Origin of the sequence: Kordiimonas pumila (assembly GCF_015240255.1) — a bacterium.
GTDB classification, from domain to species: domain Bacteria; phylum Pseudomonadota; class Alphaproteobacteria; order Sphingomonadales; family Kordiimonadaceae; genus Kordiimonas; species Kordiimonas pumila.
The window spans coordinates 1058416-1071480 of record NZ_CP061205.1 but is presented as its reverse complement, the minus strand read 5'-3'; the positions used below and the strand labels follow the sequence as shown (position 1 = coordinate 1071480).

The following is a 13065-nucleotide window of genomic DNA, read 5'->3' as shown; positions in this document are numbered from 1 at the left end:
TTATGCTGTGAAAAATGGTGCTGCTGAAGAGATTCGAACTCTCGGCCTCTCCCTTACCAAGGGAGTGCTCTACCCCTGAGCTACAGCAGCACATAGAAGGCAGCGGATATCAGTGAAATACCCGTGCCGCGCCTATTGCCATACGGCGGCTCTGAACGCAAGAAAAACTGTTATTTATTTCATAGTTCCGCCAACAAATTTTCTCTCTTGAATTTATTGCGGATTCGCCACATTTTGACGACATGACAAATAAAGATAAAAACCAGCCACCAGCAGGCGGCCCACCCCCTAAAGTAAAGTCAGCAGATAAACAGGCGAGGCTTGCAGAAGCACTGCGCGCCAACCTAAGGCGGCGGAAGGAACAATCCCGCGAGCGCAAAACAACAGATGGCTCGTGAAAACACACGCCCCCTGCTCTATTAGCTGCTCACCTTATTACCCGCACATTTACCCACCCGGAGTCACCCATGAAAGCCATGGTATACGAAGCCTTTCAAGGCACCCCCACTGTTCGGCACATGCCAGACCCCACGCCCCCGGCGCACGGTGTTGTTGTTAAAGTTCACGCCACAGGGCTTTGCCGCAGTGACTGGCACGGCTGGATGGGGCATGACCCCGATATTGAACTACCGCATGTGCCGGGGCATGAACTTGCAGGCACGGTAGAAGCTGTTGGCGCGCTGGTAACCCGCTGGCATAAAGGCGACCGCGTTACGGTGCCCTTTGTGGGCGGCTGCGGTCACTGCGGCGAATGCCGTGCAGGCCACCATCAGGTCTGCGACAACCAGTTCCAGCCCGGCTTTACACACTGGGGGTCATTTGCTGAATATGTAGCGATTGACTATGCCGACACAAACCTTGTGCGCTTGCCTGAGAATATAGACTTCGCGACAGCCGCGAGCCTTGGCTGCCGTTTTGTAACGGCTTTTAGGGCTGTCGCCGACCAAGGCAGGGTAGCGGGCGGCGAGTGGGTCGCCGTGCATGGCTGCGGCGGCGTGGGGCTTTCGGCTATTATGATAGCAAATGCCTTGGGCGCCAATGTGGTGGCCATTGATGTAACCGACGACAAGCTGGCCTTTGCATCAGAAATGGGGGCTGTTGCAACTGTCAATGCCACCGCCACACCAAATATTGTAGAAGCTGTGCGCCATATAACAGGCGGCGGCGCGCATTTGTCCCTTGATGCCCTTGGGCACCCGGCAACATGTTTTAATTCTATTAGTAACCTCAGAAAGCGTGGGCGGCATGTACAAGTGGGGCTTATGATCGGTGATCATGCCACCCCGCAGATACCCATGGATAAAGTGGTCGCACACGAACTGGAAATTCTTGGCAGCCACGGCATGCAGGCATATCGCTATGATGCCTTGATGGACATGCTGGCCGCAGGAAAGTTACAACCACAACGGCTAATCGGTGACAGGATAAGCCTTGAGGCCGCCGTGCCTGCCCTGATGGAGATGGACACAGCCATAAGCAAAGGCATTACAGTTATTACCCAGTTCTAGCGGCCACCGCACCAACCCTGTCTATATAGGGTAGAAACTGGCTTGTTTGTTACTAAATAGTGTCCTACAAATCTGACCTATGTATTAAATGAACGCCCGGAGAAAACGTTATGGCCATTATGTCCGATAAATGGATCAGACAAATGTCACAGGAGCACGGCATGATCGAACCATTTGTGGATGGCCAGATCAGGGACGGCAATATTTCTTACGGGCTTTCCTCATACGGCTATGATGCCCGCGTTGCGCCAGAGTTCAAGATTTTCACCAATGTAAACAGCGCGGTTGTGGACCCGAAAAACTTTTCAACCGACAGCTTTGTGGACCGCGATACAGACGTGTGCATCATCCCGCCAAACAGTTTTGCCCTTGCCCGCACCGTTGAATATTTCCGTATCCCGCGCGACGTGCTGGTGATCTGCCTTGGCAAATCAACCTATGCACGCTGCGGCATTATTGTGAATGTCACACCTCTCGAGCCAGGCTGGGAAGGCCACGTAACGCTGGAGTTTTCAAACACCACGCCGCTGCCCGCCAAAATTTACGCCAATGAGGGCGCATGCCAGTTCCTGTTCCTGCAAGGTAACGAACCGTGCGAAACCGCCTACAGCGACCGGGCCGGGAAATATCAGGGCCAAACCGGCGTTACCCTGCCAAAACTGTAAGCGCCTCAAAAACGGCCCTTTTCTGCCTTACTGCAGACACGCAGGACATAAATATAGCTGTTTTTAAACAGCACAAAGGATTTACTATGGAAAAGCTGGTCATCAAGGGCGGCAACAGGCTTGAGGGCACGGTCCAAATAAGCGGCGCAAAAAACGCGGCATTACCGCTTATGTGCACATGCCTGCTAACAGACGAGCCGGTTACGCTAAATAATCTGCCGCGCCTTGCAGACATCACCACCCTGTCTGATCTGCTGAACCACATAGGCGCCACGGTTACAATTGCGGGCGGCAATGCGGGCGGGCACGCAGGCCGAAGCCTAACATTTGATGCCAGCAACATTCACGATACGGTCGCCCCTTATGACATTGTGCGTAAAATGCGGGCCTCTATTCTGGTGCTTGGTCCTCTTGTGGCACGCGCAGGCGAAGCGATTGTTTCCCTGCCCGGTGGCTGTGCTATCGGTAACCGCCCCATCGACCTGCACCTAAAGGCACTGGAGGCACTGGGCGCCCAAATTGACCTTGAACAGGGTTATGTTCGTGCAAGCGCGCCCAAGGGCCTTCAAGGCGGCACGGTGAATTTCCCGTTTGCGTCCGTGGGTGCTACAGAAAATATCCTGATGGCGGCGGCGCTGGCCAAAGGCACCACCACCATTGAAAACGCCGCCCGCGAACCTGAAATCGCTGATCTGGCCGCATGCCTCAATTCGATGGGCGCAAAAATAACCGGTGCTGGCACAGAAACAATCACTGTTGAGGGCGTGGACCGCCTACACGGCACAGATTACACCGTCATGCCTGACCGAATTGAAGCAGGATCTTATGCGGTTGCCGCGCTGATGACACGAGGAAACCTGCTTCTGAAAGGTGCTATTGCCAAACATATGCAGGCAATGCTGGATAAGCTGAAAGAAGCAGGCGGCATTATTACCGTGGAAGAAGGCGGCATACGCGTGCAATCAAACGGGCACATCAAGGGCTTTAATATAGTTACCCAGCCTTTTCCCGGCTTCCCAACAGACATGCAAGCGCAGTTTATGGCGTTGGCGGCTGTTGCTGAAGGCGCGTCTGTTATTACTGAGGCTATTTTTGAAAACCGCTTTATGCACGTGCCAGAACTAACCCGGCTTGGCGCCGATATTACAGTGACAGGTGCCAGTGCAACCGTGCGCGGGGTATCGAGCCTGCGCGGCGCGCCTGTTATGGCAACAGACCTTCGGGCTAGTATGAGCCTTGCCCTTGCCGGGCTTGTCGCGAAAGGGGAAACCCACGTAAACAGGCTCTATCATCTGGACCGTGGCTATGAGCATATGGAAGAAAAATTGCGTAATGTTGGCGCAGCAGTTGAACGTGTGGCCTCATAAGCTTACATTCCGTCTGTAACGGAACACCAAAGGAACCTGCTGGTTTATGAACAAGCCCCTGAAACTGATTGCGCAAAGCGCTGATGACCTCACTGTTATATCTGCTCTCTTGCAGGATATGACCATTCGGGTGGGCGATATTGCGTGGCTGCCTGCTGAAAAACGCCTAGCCTGTATTGGCAACCGTTTTGTGTGGGAGAAAAAGCGCCTGTTCCGCAGGCCAAAAGGCGAACGTATTCGCACAGCATTTCATTTTCGCGGTGTTGAAAAACTCCAATACCAGAATATCGACATCACAAACTCTGAGAGCATTTTAAGCCTCTTGAACATAGAGGCCACTGAAACTGAAAAGAGCACCCAAATTGTACTCAATTTTTCAGGGGGTAGTAGCCTTGCCATAACGGCAGAGGTAATCGACTGTGTTGCCGCAGATGTATCGGATACATGGCAAGCTATTGCCAGACCGCATCATGCCTGATACGACAGAAGCCGCGAACCAAACCGCCTTATTATTCTTGCTATCAATGCCCCGTGGAAATGCCCAATGGAACTGAGTGAAAAACTTGTACTAGCCCTGCCAAAAGGCCGCATTCTGGAAGAGGTTATGCCTCTTGTAAGGAAAGCTGGCATTGAACCCGAAGCCGATTTTGACGACCCGAAATCGCGCAAGCTGGAGTTTGATACCAATATCCCGAATCTCTCGATCATCCGTGTGCGCGCTTTTGATGCTGCCACGTTTGTAGCGTTTGGCGCAGCGCATCTGGGTGTTGTCGGTAACGATGTATTGCAGGAATTTGGCTATTCTGACCTGTATTCACCGCTTGATTTGGATATTGGCCACTGTCGCCTGTCGCTTGCGATGCCGGTGGATGAAGCAGAGGAAGACCCGAAAGAATGGTCGCACATTCGTGTTGCTACCAAATACCCGAATATGACCCGCGAATATTATGCCGAGCGCGGTATTCAGGCTGAGTGTATCAAGCTGAACGGCGCGATGGAACTGGCACCAAAACTGGGGCTTTCGCGGCGCATTGTTGATCTTGTATCCACGGGTGGCACCTTGAAAGCAAACCACCTGAAGGAAGTTGAGGTATTAACCCATATTACCTCGCGGCTTGTGGTAAATAGGCCAGCGTTTAAAACACGTCCCCAAGAAGTAAGTTACTGGATAGAGCGATTCAGAGAGGCAACCCAAGATGGTACAGCGTCTAAATAGCAAGAGCGCAGATTTTGAAGAAAGCTTTAAAGCGCTTTTGGGGGCAAAGCGCGAATCGTCTAGCGATGTGAGCGACACGGTAAAGGCTATCATCGCCGATGTAAAAGCACGCGGTGACGATGCTGTTTTTGACCTGACCGCAAAGTTTGACCGGTTCGATGCTCGCACTAAAGGCATTGCCATTACAGCTGCTGAAGTGGACGCGGCCTGCGAGCAGATAGACCCAGTAACCATGCAGGCGCTTGAAACCGCAGCAACCCGTATTCGTGCTTTCCACGAAAAACAGCTACCAGACGATCTGGATTATATAGACGATGCCGGTGTGCGCCTTGGCCAGCACTGGAAAGCTGTTCAAGCGGCTGGCCTTTATGTGCCTGGCGGCACCGCAAGTTATCCGTCCTCTGTATTGATGAATGCCATCCCAGCCTCTGTTGCTGGCGTGGACCGCGTGGTTATGGTGGTGCCAACCCCAGACGATGTTTTAAACCCGCTGGTGCTTGCAGCAGCCCGGCTAGCTGGTGTTACAGAAATATACCGCATTGGCGGCGCACAGGCTGTAGCTGCCCTCGCCTACGGCACAGAAACCATTGCCCTTGTTGACAAAATCGTTGGCCCCGGCAACGCTTTTGTTGCGGAGGCGAAACGACAGGTGTTTGGCAAAGTTGGTATCGACAGTATTGCAGGCCCCAGCGAAATTCTGGTGGTGGCAGACAATAAAAACGACCCACGCTGGATTGCTGCTGACCTTTTATCGCAGGCCGAGCACGATACCGCCGCACAGAGTATATTGATCACCGATGATGCTGCATACGCCGAACAGGTTATTATGGCGGTTGAAGACCACTTGGCTACCCTTAAACGCCGTGATATTGCGCAGACAAGCTGGACAAATTACGGTGCAGTGATCGTGGTTGATACTTTAATGAACAGCATACCGCTGATAGACAGGCTGGCTGCAGAGCACCTTGAACTGGCCATTGATAACCCGTCAGAAATGCAGGCAAAAATCAGGAATGCGGGTGCCATTTTCCTTGGCCGCCACACGCCTGAGGCGATCGGTGACTATGTAGCTGGGCCAAATCACGTGCTGCCTACAGCTCGAACGGCACGTTTTTCAGGTGGCCTGAGTGTTTATGACTTTATGAAACGCACCACCTTTGTGGGCTGCACGGAAGAAAGCCTAAGGGTTGTTGGCCCTGCTGCCATTCGGCTTGCCGAGGAAGAAGGGCTGGGTGCACACGCACTGTCTGTTGCTATTCGATTAAAACCATAGCAAATATACCGTATGACAAAAAAGAAGCTTATAGATGTAACCTTGGACGAATCCACAATTGTGCGCTGGAGCGCCGATGTGGAGCACGAGCGCCGTATTGCCATCTTTGACCTTCTGGAAGAAAACAGTTTTGACCTCGTGAAATCAGCCGATGATCGCTATGAGGGGCCTTACAAACTGCATTTAGGCACCATAGAAGGCCGCCTTTCTTTTGAGGTCAAAAGTACTGACAATGAGCTTTTAATGAATTTCAGGCTCGCCATGACCCCGTTTCGCCGCATTATTCGCGAATATTTTGCCATCTGTGACAGCTATTATGAAGCGATTAAAACTGCAAGCCCATCGCAGATTGAAGCCATTGATATGGGAAGGCGCGGCCTGCACAACCAAGGCAGCGAGCTATTACAAGAACGCCTAGAGGGCAAAGTGGAAATTGATATGCAAACCGCCCGGCGGCTTTTTACCCTAGTATGTATACTGCACCTTAAAGATGGAAGGGGCCCTCGGTAATGACAAAGCCCCCAAAGAATGTTCTGTTTGTCTGTAACCAGAATGCTGTGCGCAGCCCCATGGCCGAAGCACTTGCCATGAAACACAGCAAACGCCGTATGTTTGTGGAATCAGCCGGGCTGATTGCAGGCGCGCTTGACCCCTTTACCGTAGCTGCCATGGCAGAAGAAGGTTTGCAGATTGAACAACACAAAGCCCAAACCATTGCCGACATTGACCTGCCTCTGTTTGAACTGGTAATCGCCTTAACACCGGAAAGCCACGAGCGGCTTACTAAAATGGTGGGGCCAGAAACCAAGCTGGAATATTGGGCAACACCAGACCCATCAGACGCTGAAGGCACCCGCAATCAGGTGATGGATAGCTACAGGCTGGTACGCGACCACCTCGAATGTCGAATCGCAGACCGCTTTAATTTTAGCAAATAAGCACGCTTGGTTGCATATAGAACACGCTTTCACCCTGCTTTTCCTGCCCCTATTGCCAAAAAACACCAAAAATGTTGCTTTTTTCACGCAACAGCGGCATGTATGGGCGCAAATTTTTTCCGGGCCACGCCAAAGCACCTTCGGCACCCCGCGAGATAGCCACAAACAAGGAGCCCTGATGGCTAAAGAAGAAGTACTTGAGATGCGCGGCACAGTCACTGAACTGTTGCCTAACGCTATGTTCCGGGTAAAGCTGGAAAATGACCATGAAATTCTGGGTCATACAGCTGGTAAAATGCGCAAGAACCGCATTCGTGTTCTTGCTGGTGATGATGTTCTTGTAGAACTGACGCCCTACGACCTGACCAAAGGCCGTATTACTTATCGCTTCAAATAAGATACCGGTGGCTTTATGACCGCCGCCGCGAAGCCTTCTGAAAAGACTGGTCTTATTTTGGCCTCCGCGTCACCGCGGCGGCTACAGTTGCTTGAGCAAATAGCCATTATACCTGCCGCTGTTATTCCGGCAGATATAGACGAAACGCCCCATGCGGGCGAAAAACCAAAAATCTATGCCGAACGTATTGCCGCAGAAAAAGCGACTACTGTTTACCGCGAGCATGCGGGCCATGTGATTTTGGCCGCAGATACAGTTGTAGCATGTGGTGCCCGCATTTTGCCAAAGGCAGAAGACAGCGACACTGCTATTAAATGCCTCAAGCTGTTATCGGGCCGCAGGCACAGGGTTATCTCTGGCATATCGCTGGTGCTGCCCTGCGGCAAGCAGTATGTAAAATCTGTTGCGAGTGTTGTTGCCTTCAAACGCCTTACAGATGCCGAAATCAGCGGGTATATTGCCAGCGGTGAATGGGACGGCAAAGCAGGCGGCTATGCAATACAAGGCCTTGCCGCCAGCTTCGTACGCTTTATGTCCGGCTCTTATAGCAACATTGTTGGCTTGCCGCTGTTTGAGGTGGCTGGCTGGCTTCATACCCATTTGAAAGAAACAGACAAACCATGAACGGCCCTTTTACGCTGATCGATGTTGCCCCCGGATGCTGGCGCAGTTCTGATATTGATGAAGACGGCATGCCTCTTAGCCTGCGTTTCCATGATGATATTAGCGTTAGCCCGCTTGATGCGATTTATACCGCCCGTGTTACCCGGGTTGATAGCACCCTCGACATGGCCTTTCTCGATATGGGGGATGGCATTGAAGGCTGCTTGAATTTCCGCCGGGCACGCCTGCTTGTTAAAGGGCAAGTGCGCAGCATTAGCGACTGTGTGCAGGAAGGCCAGATGCTGAATGTGCAAGTGGTAAGCGAGCCTGCAGCCGGCGATAATAAAACGCTGGTGGTAACACCGCGCCCACGCCTTATGGGCCGATATGTTGTTGCCGAAACCGGTACACAGCGCATTAGTGTTTCAAAAGACATTGAAGCAAAACCAGCCAAAACCATTCAGGCTGCACTCGGAGCTGCTGATATTCAGTGCGTGCTTATTGTGCGGTCACGCGCCGGGCTTGTGTCTGTCGAATCAGTGCTTGCAGAGGCAAAAGCTCTTTCTAGCGCGATCACGGCAACACCAGAAAAACCAGGGCTGGTTTATGGATGGTCTATTGGTGAAAAAGCATTGCTCACAGTGCCTGACACAGACACACCTGTGTGCACTGAAAACGGCAGTGACCTTGCTGCACTAAAAACCGTAGCCCAGCGCCTGTGGCCAGACCTGTTGCCACGCCTTTCGCTTTATAAAACAGCAGGCACAGAAAGCGCCTTTGAAGAACTGGGTGTTGAAGAAGCCATAGAAGAAGCCCTTGCCGACAAAATTAGCCTGCCTTCTGGCGGCTGGATCAGCATTACCCCAACCCCCGCCCTTACCGCCATTGATGTGAATATGGGCAGTGCCCTACAAGGTATGAGCGCCGCAGAAGCCAAGCTAACCGTAAACATGGAAGCAACAATGGCGCTTGCTTACCATATGCGCTTTCAAGACCTAGCAGGCCTTATTGTTGTGGATTATATAGATATGACAGGCAAAGGCCACACACAGGCCCTGATGCAGCTTATAGAGCGTGTAATGCGGGAGGACAGTGTCCCAGTGCAGCACACGGGTATTTCCATGTTTGGTCTGGTTGAATTTACCCGCAAGCGCAGCGGCCTTAGCCTGCGTGACCGTTACCTGATGCCCGCCCGTATGCGCGAACGCCCAAGCGCCTCAGCAATAAGCCTTATGCAAAAAGCCGTGCGCACAGGCAGGCGCGAGACAACACACGGCCCCCTTGTTATCGCGGCACCAGACGCTGTAATAAACTGGCTAAATACCCGGCCCAGCCTGATGGAGGATATCTCCCGGCAGGCACAGCGCGCCCTTGTGTTAGAGACAGCAAGTGCAGCAGACGTTTATATTCGCGCACGCACAGCTTAGAAAGGACACTTTCATGCCCCAGCCAAAATGCCCTGAATGCAGCAAACCAACCGAGCAGGCCTACCGGCCATTTTGCAGCAAACGCTGCGCTGATCTTGATCTTGGTCGCTGGTTTAATGAAGATTATGTGCTCGCTGGCGACAATGAAGTCTCTGATCCCATCCTTGAAAACAGCATAAGGGCAGATAAAGAAGATTAAGCTTTATCAAAAAAATGTAATAGGTGCTGGACAGGCTCAATAATATTGGCTAAAAGCCCCTTCGCACAAAGGGATAACCCACCCTTGATTCTTATATGTGCCCGGGTAGCTCAGGGGTAGAGCAGCGGATTGAAAATCCGCGTGTCGGTGGTTCAAATCCGCCCCCGGGCACCACTTTTCCTACAATAATTACAATGAGATACAGGATGGTTGCCAGTCTAGCGACAGGGTCACTTTTTATTTTAGGGTCTCATTAGGGTCCGTTGTAACATGTTTTGTTGAAGCTAATCATCTTTCGCGAAATTTACATTCACTTAAAACCCACCCTTATTTAAAACCATGCTGCTGTTGTTACCTGTGTAAATGTAGGATTAGTGTGCGTCAGTTTTGGGGGAGGGTGTGGTTAAATCTATGATTTATCCATCAGCTTATCCGAAACTGTCCACACGGTGAGCGTAGCGAAAATTCATATTTTCCAAATGATGGTACTGAAGCACTCGCTCATTCAAGTTCTAGGCTGCATAGATTGCCCTTGCAGCCCCATCCATTAGCATGTCTTCGAATTTCGGGAATCATGCATCCAGATTAGTTAGGCTAGTGCTTTAAGCGCTATTTAAGAACCAATAAAAAAGCATTCACTTTCTTACGATCTATCTTGCATGTGTGAAAAAAAGGAACCCCAAAGGGCTCCTGATAATCATGATGTTATTGGTTTGGGCAACTGCCTGGCAGCAAACCTGGCTCTTAGCTCGACCATCTGCTGCTCGTTCTCAGCTTCTGTTTCCTTCAGCATAGCATCAGCTGTTACATCTGCTATTTGAGCGCACTTGTTAATGGCAGAGGCTGATGATGTTAAGGCATCACAGCACTCGACTGTGAATTTTGATATGCCGGTCATAACAACAGACAGAAATGTGAAGATGTTCATATTGGTTCTCCTAGCTAGAAAATGAGGGGATCAATCCCTTCCCCTTTGCGACAGCAAGCGTAGGAGCTGGTGCAAGACCCTGTGTGGTCACTTCAAGGCACCGGGGGGTATCTTTACTTTAGCGTCTGAGCCATGCAGTACTGGAGGCATAGGCAATTATGATATTTCCCCAGACCCTAAGTTAATGATGATGGTGCTATTTTAATACCCTGTAAATAAATTGTTTTACTTTAGAAAGTGTAATGTGATTGCATGAAGTTGTATTTGTAACATCTATACAATTAGCCTAGGTTTGGAATTCATGGGGGGAGGGTATTTAATTGAAAAACCATAAGCTACGACCATACCCTATTGTTGACCTATTTGCTGGCCCTGGTGGTCTCGGCGAGGGATTTGCTAGTTTATCAAAAAGCGATAAGCATGTTTTTCAATCTGTTGCCTGTATCGAGCGTGATGAACATGCTCATAAAACTTTACAGCTACGCCATTTCTTTCGCTCTTTCCGAAAAGGTAAAGTACCTAAAGCTTACTATGATTATATTTCGGGGCAGATTGACTTAATCAGTTTACAGGAGATGTTCCCAAAACAATGGTCGCATGTCAGAGAATGCGCACTTCGAATATCGCTTGGCAGTGATACACATGACCAAGTTAAAAATATAATCACAGAAAAACTTAAAGACACAAAGAAATGGGCGCTTGTAGGCGGGCCGCCATGTCAGGCTTATTCTTTGGTTGGTCGATCCAGGCGTGCAAATGATCCTGATTTTGCACAGGATGAAAAACATTTCTTATACAAAGAATATCTCAAGATTATTATTGATCACTCACCTCCGGTATTTGTTATGGAAAATGTTAAAGGGTTAGTCTCTGCAAAAGTGGATGGCGTTTCCATAGCGCACAAAATCACACAAGACCTTTCAAGGCCAAAGCGGGCAGTTGGTGAGGATGGAAATGGCATCAGCTATAAATTATACTCTTTGAGTGAACAAGTTGATTTAACTGGTGAGTTATCTCCTGCATCTTTCATAATAAAAGCCGAGGAGTACGGAGTACCACAGGCTAGGCACCGAATGTTCATTGTAGGCATCAGATCAGACTTAGACATAATACCGGGAACTCTTAAAAAATCACCATCACCAACAGTTAAAGATGTCTTGGATGGAATGCCCAGGATTAGAAGCGGGGTGTCCAAGGGGGGAGATTCAACTGACCGTTGGACTCAGGTTGTGCGTGATGTGGCTAGCAAATTATCATACTCCCTAAAGGCACCCTTGCCCAAATCCAGAAGCTCCAAACAATATATTCCACCTAAAGTTATGACGGATTGGTACTCGGATAAAAACCTTAATGAAATAACCGGACATGAAACCAGATCGCATATGGAAAGTGATCTTTATCGCTATTTGTTTGCAGCAAGTTATGCGGAATCAATGAATGTATCCCCAAAGCTTGCTGACTTCCCGCACGACCTTCTTCCAAATCATCGCAATGTAGAAGCAGGGCGAGCAGGGAAAATGTTTTCTGATCGTTTTCGGGTTCAGATACCAAATAAATTCTCAACAACAGTAACATCTCATATTTCAAAGGATGGCCATTACTTCATTCACTATGATGCGTCACAATGTCGAAGTCTGACAGTTAGGGAAGCAGCAAGGCTGCAAACATTTCCTGATAATTACCATTTTGAAGGGCCGCGCACTCAACAATATCATCAGGTTGGCAATGCAGTTCCTCCTTATCTCGCAAAACAGATCGCTGAAATCATTGCTGATGTGTTGGACAGGGTGGAGGTATAAATCATGGAAAAAGGCAATCGTCCATGGAGCGATGCTGAATTAACTGCTTCAATACACGCTTATTTCTATTTGTTGCACTCACAAATTAAGCAAATAGAAATTGATAGAAATGAATTTATAAATGGAGTGCTGTCAGGTTCTCTTTCTACCCGCAATGATGCATCACTTAGATACAGATTGAGAAATATTTCGCATGTTTTCCAACTGCGAGGAATGCAAACCGTTTCATATTATTCCCCTGCGCCGCAAGTAGGTTCTGGAGTTATAGCCAGAATACATGAGATATTAGACAGATACCCGACCGAATTTTTGAATCAGTTTCGAGCACCGGCTACCAATCAAATAAATAACAAAACCAAAGGCCATCTGATAAAAGCATTAGAACATTTGGATGATGCTCTAGCGGATGTGAAAGGACAGTACGGTCGAGGACATAATAACCCTCCTGAGCTTATTTTAGACCATGACATTCCAGCTGAAGTTATCCAGGAAATCGACCAAATATCAGCTGCGGTAAAAGAAGAATTAATCAAACCCAATCTGGATAAGAAAAAACTAAAAACCGTTGAAGAAAATATGCTGAGCGCCCGGTCTCGGGTTTGGGATTGGCTTTTAGGAAGGTTAACAAAATTCATTGATGCTGCCCTTGTTACGGCCGCTCCTTTAGTATTAGCTAAAGTATTTAATCTATATGGCTCGCTCACAGAAGCCTTGGGCATATTATCCAGGTTTTTAGGAGGTTAAC

General features: G+C 49.6%; 16 protein-coding genes and 2 tRNA genes. 16 read left to right on the top strand and 2 right to left on the bottom strand.

Going from position 1 to position 13065, the window contains the following annotated elements; genetic code table 11:
• Nucleotides 1–15: 15 nt before the first annotated feature.
• Nucleotides 16–90, bottom strand: a tRNA-Thr gene (locus tag ICL80_RS04735).
• Between the two features lie 152 nt (nt 91–242).
• On the opposite strand from ICL80_RS04735, the gene ICL80_RS04730 reads away from it, so the two are divergent.
• The 14 genes from ICL80_RS04730 to ICL80_RS04665 all read left to right on the top strand — a co-directional run bounded on the left by ICL80_RS04730 (nt 243) and on the right by ICL80_RS04665 (nt 9767).
• Nucleotides 243–398 (top strand): hypothetical protein, encoded by a 156-nt coding sequence (locus ICL80_RS04730; RefSeq protein ID WP_194214961.1) that lies wholly within the window; start codon nt 243–245, stop codon nt 396–398.
• A 69-nt stretch (nt 399–467) separates the two neighbouring features.
• Nucleotides 468–1508, top strand: a complete 1041-nt coding sequence (locus ICL80_RS04725) for a zinc-dependent alcohol dehydrogenase family protein (RefSeq protein ID WP_194214960.1) — start codon at nt 468–470, stop codon at nt 1506–1508.
• A gap of 110 nt (nt 1509–1618) precedes the next feature.
• Nucleotides 1619–2173 carry a dCTP deaminase gene (gene dcd, locus ICL80_RS04720; protein WP_194214959.1) on the top strand — a complete coding sequence of 185 codons (555 nt, stop codon included), beginning with the start codon at nt 1619–1621 and terminating at the stop codon, nt 2171–2173.
• 86 nt (nt 2174–2259) lie between these two features.
• Nucleotides 2260–3540, top strand: a complete 1281-nt coding sequence (murA, locus tag ICL80_RS04715; protein WP_194214958.1) for a UDP-N-acetylglucosamine 1-carboxyvinyltransferase — start codon at nt 2260–2262, stop codon at nt 3538–3540.
• A 46-nt stretch (nt 3541–3586) separates the two neighbouring features.
• A complete protein-coding gene (locus ICL80_RS04710) occupies nt 3587–4018 on the top strand; it encodes a DUF2948 family protein (RefSeq protein WP_194214957.1) in 432 nt (143 codons plus the stop codon).
• A gap of 66 nt (nt 4019–4084) precedes the next feature.
• Nucleotides 4085–4756 (top strand): ATP phosphoribosyltransferase, encoded by a 672-nt coding sequence (gene hisG, locus ICL80_RS04705; protein WP_194214956.1) that lies wholly within the window; start codon nt 4085–4087, stop codon nt 4754–4756.
• Nucleotides 4737–6029: a histidinol dehydrogenase gene (hisD, locus tag ICL80_RS04700; protein WP_194214955.1), complete on the top strand. Its 1293-nt coding sequence runs from the start codon at nt 4737–4739 to the stop codon at nt 6027–6029. The genes hisG and hisD overlap by 20 nt, the downstream gene beginning before the upstream one ends.
• A 12-nt stretch (nt 6030–6041) precedes the next feature.
• A complete protein-coding gene (locus ICL80_RS04695) occupies nt 6042–6539 on the top strand; it encodes a UPF0262 family protein (protein WP_194214954.1) in 498 nt (165 codons plus the stop codon).
• The gene (locus ICL80_RS04690; RefSeq protein ID WP_194214953.1) at nt 6539–6967 is read left to right on the top strand and encodes an arsenate reductase/protein-tyrosine-phosphatase family protein; all 429 of its coding nucleotides are present in this window, start codon (nt 6539–6541) and stop codon (nt 6965–6967) included. The genes ICL80_RS04695 and ICL80_RS04690 overlap by 1 nt, the downstream gene beginning before the upstream one ends.
• 178 nt (nt 6968–7145) lie before the next feature.
• The gene (gene infA, locus ICL80_RS04685) at nt 7146–7364 is read left to right on the top strand and encodes a translation initiation factor IF-1 (protein ID WP_191250466.1); all 219 of its coding nucleotides are present in this window, start codon (nt 7146–7148) and stop codon (nt 7362–7364) included.
• 15 nt (nt 7365–7379) lie between these two features.
• On the top strand, nt 7380–7988 hold the full coding sequence (locus ICL80_RS04680) for a Maf family protein (protein WP_194214952.1): 609 nt from the start codon (nt 7380–7382) through the stop codon (nt 7986–7988).
• Nucleotides 7985–9394 carry a ribonuclease E/G gene (locus ICL80_RS04675; RefSeq protein WP_194214951.1) on the top strand — a complete coding sequence of 470 codons (1410 nt, stop codon included), beginning with the start codon at nt 7985–7987 and terminating at the stop codon, nt 9392–9394. The genes ICL80_RS04680 and ICL80_RS04675 overlap by 4 nt, the downstream gene beginning before the upstream one ends.
• A gap of 13 nt (nt 9395–9407) precedes the next feature.
• Nucleotides 9408–9593 (top strand): DNA gyrase inhibitor YacG, encoded by a 186-nt coding sequence (locus ICL80_RS04670; RefSeq protein ID WP_194214950.1) that lies wholly within the window; start codon nt 9408–9410, stop codon nt 9591–9593.
• A gap of 99 nt (nt 9594–9692) precedes the next feature.
• Nucleotides 9693–9767, top strand: a tRNA-Phe gene (locus ICL80_RS04665).
• 523 nt (nt 9768–10290) lie between these two features.
• Here ICL80_RS04665 and ICL80_RS04660 read toward each other — a convergent pair.
• Nucleotides 10291–10521, bottom strand: a complete 231-nt coding sequence (locus ICL80_RS04660; protein WP_194214949.1) for a hypothetical protein — start codon at nt 10519–10521, stop codon at nt 10291–10293.
• A 320-nt stretch (nt 10522–10841) separates the two neighbouring features.
• Here ICL80_RS04660 and ICL80_RS04655 point away from each other — a divergent pair, with 320 nt between their 5' ends.
• Both ICL80_RS04655 and ICL80_RS04650 read left to right on the top strand, forming a co-directional pair.
• Complete coding sequence (locus ICL80_RS04655) at nt 10842–12320, top strand: DNA cytosine methyltransferase (RefSeq protein WP_194214948.1); 1479 nt, start codon at nt 10842–10844, stop codon at nt 12318–12320.
• 3 nt (nt 12321–12323) lie between these two features.
• Complete coding sequence (locus ICL80_RS04650; RefSeq protein WP_194214947.1) at nt 12324–13064, top strand: hypothetical protein; 741 nt, start codon at nt 12324–12326, stop codon at nt 13062–13064.
• The last annotated feature ends 1 nt before the right edge of the window (nt 13065 follow it).

Coding starts and splice junctions, on each gene's coding strand:
- ICL80_RS04730 (WP_194214961.1), top strand. CDS start 243: ATGACAAATAAAGATAAAAACCAGCCACCAGCAGGCGGCCCACCCCCT.
- ICL80_RS04670 (WP_194214950.1), top strand. CDS start 9,408: ATGCCCCAGCCAAAATGCCCTGAATGCAGCAAACCAACCGAGCAGGCC.
- ICL80_RS04660 (WP_194214949.1), bottom strand. CDS start 10,521: ATGAACATCTTCACATTTCTGTCTGTTGTTATGACCGGCATATCAAAA.
- infA (WP_191250466.1), top strand. CDS start 7,146: ATGGCTAAAGAAGAAGTACTTGAGATGCGCGGCACAGTCACTGAACTG.
- ICL80_RS04680 (WP_194214952.1), top strand. CDS start 7,380: ATGACCGCCGCCGCGAAGCCTTCTGAAAAGACTGGTCTTATTTTGGCC.
- ICL80_RS04725 (WP_194214960.1), top strand. CDS start 468: ATGAAAGCCATGGTATACGAAGCCTTTCAAGGCACCCCCACTGTTCGG.
- murA (WP_194214958.1), top strand. CDS start 2,260: ATGGAAAAGCTGGTCATCAAGGGCGGCAACAGGCTTGAGGGCACGGTC.
- hisG (WP_194214956.1), top strand. CDS start 4,085: ATGGAACTGAGTGAAAAACTTGTACTAGCCCTGCCAAAAGGCCGCATT.
- dcd (WP_194214959.1), top strand. CDS start 1,619: ATGGCCATTATGTCCGATAAATGGATCAGACAAATGTCACAGGAGCAC.
- ICL80_RS04675 (WP_194214951.1), top strand. CDS start 7,985: ATGAACGGCCCTTTTACGCTGATCGATGTTGCCCCCGGATGCTGGCGC.
- ICL80_RS04650 (WP_194214947.1), top strand. CDS start 12,324: ATGGAAAAAGGCAATCGTCCATGGAGCGATGCTGAATTAACTGCTTCA.
- ICL80_RS04690 (WP_194214953.1), top strand. CDS start 6,539: ATGACAAAGCCCCCAAAGAATGTTCTGTTTGTCTGTAACCAGAATGCT.
- ICL80_RS04695 (WP_194214954.1), top strand. CDS start 6,042: ATGACAAAAAAGAAGCTTATAGATGTAACCTTGGACGAATCCACAATT.
- ICL80_RS04710 (WP_194214957.1), top strand. CDS start 3,587: ATGAACAAGCCCCTGAAACTGATTGCGCAAAGCGCTGATGACCTCACT.
- hisD (WP_194214955.1), top strand. CDS start 4,737: ATGGTACAGCGTCTAAATAGCAAGAGCGCAGATTTTGAAGAAAGCTTT.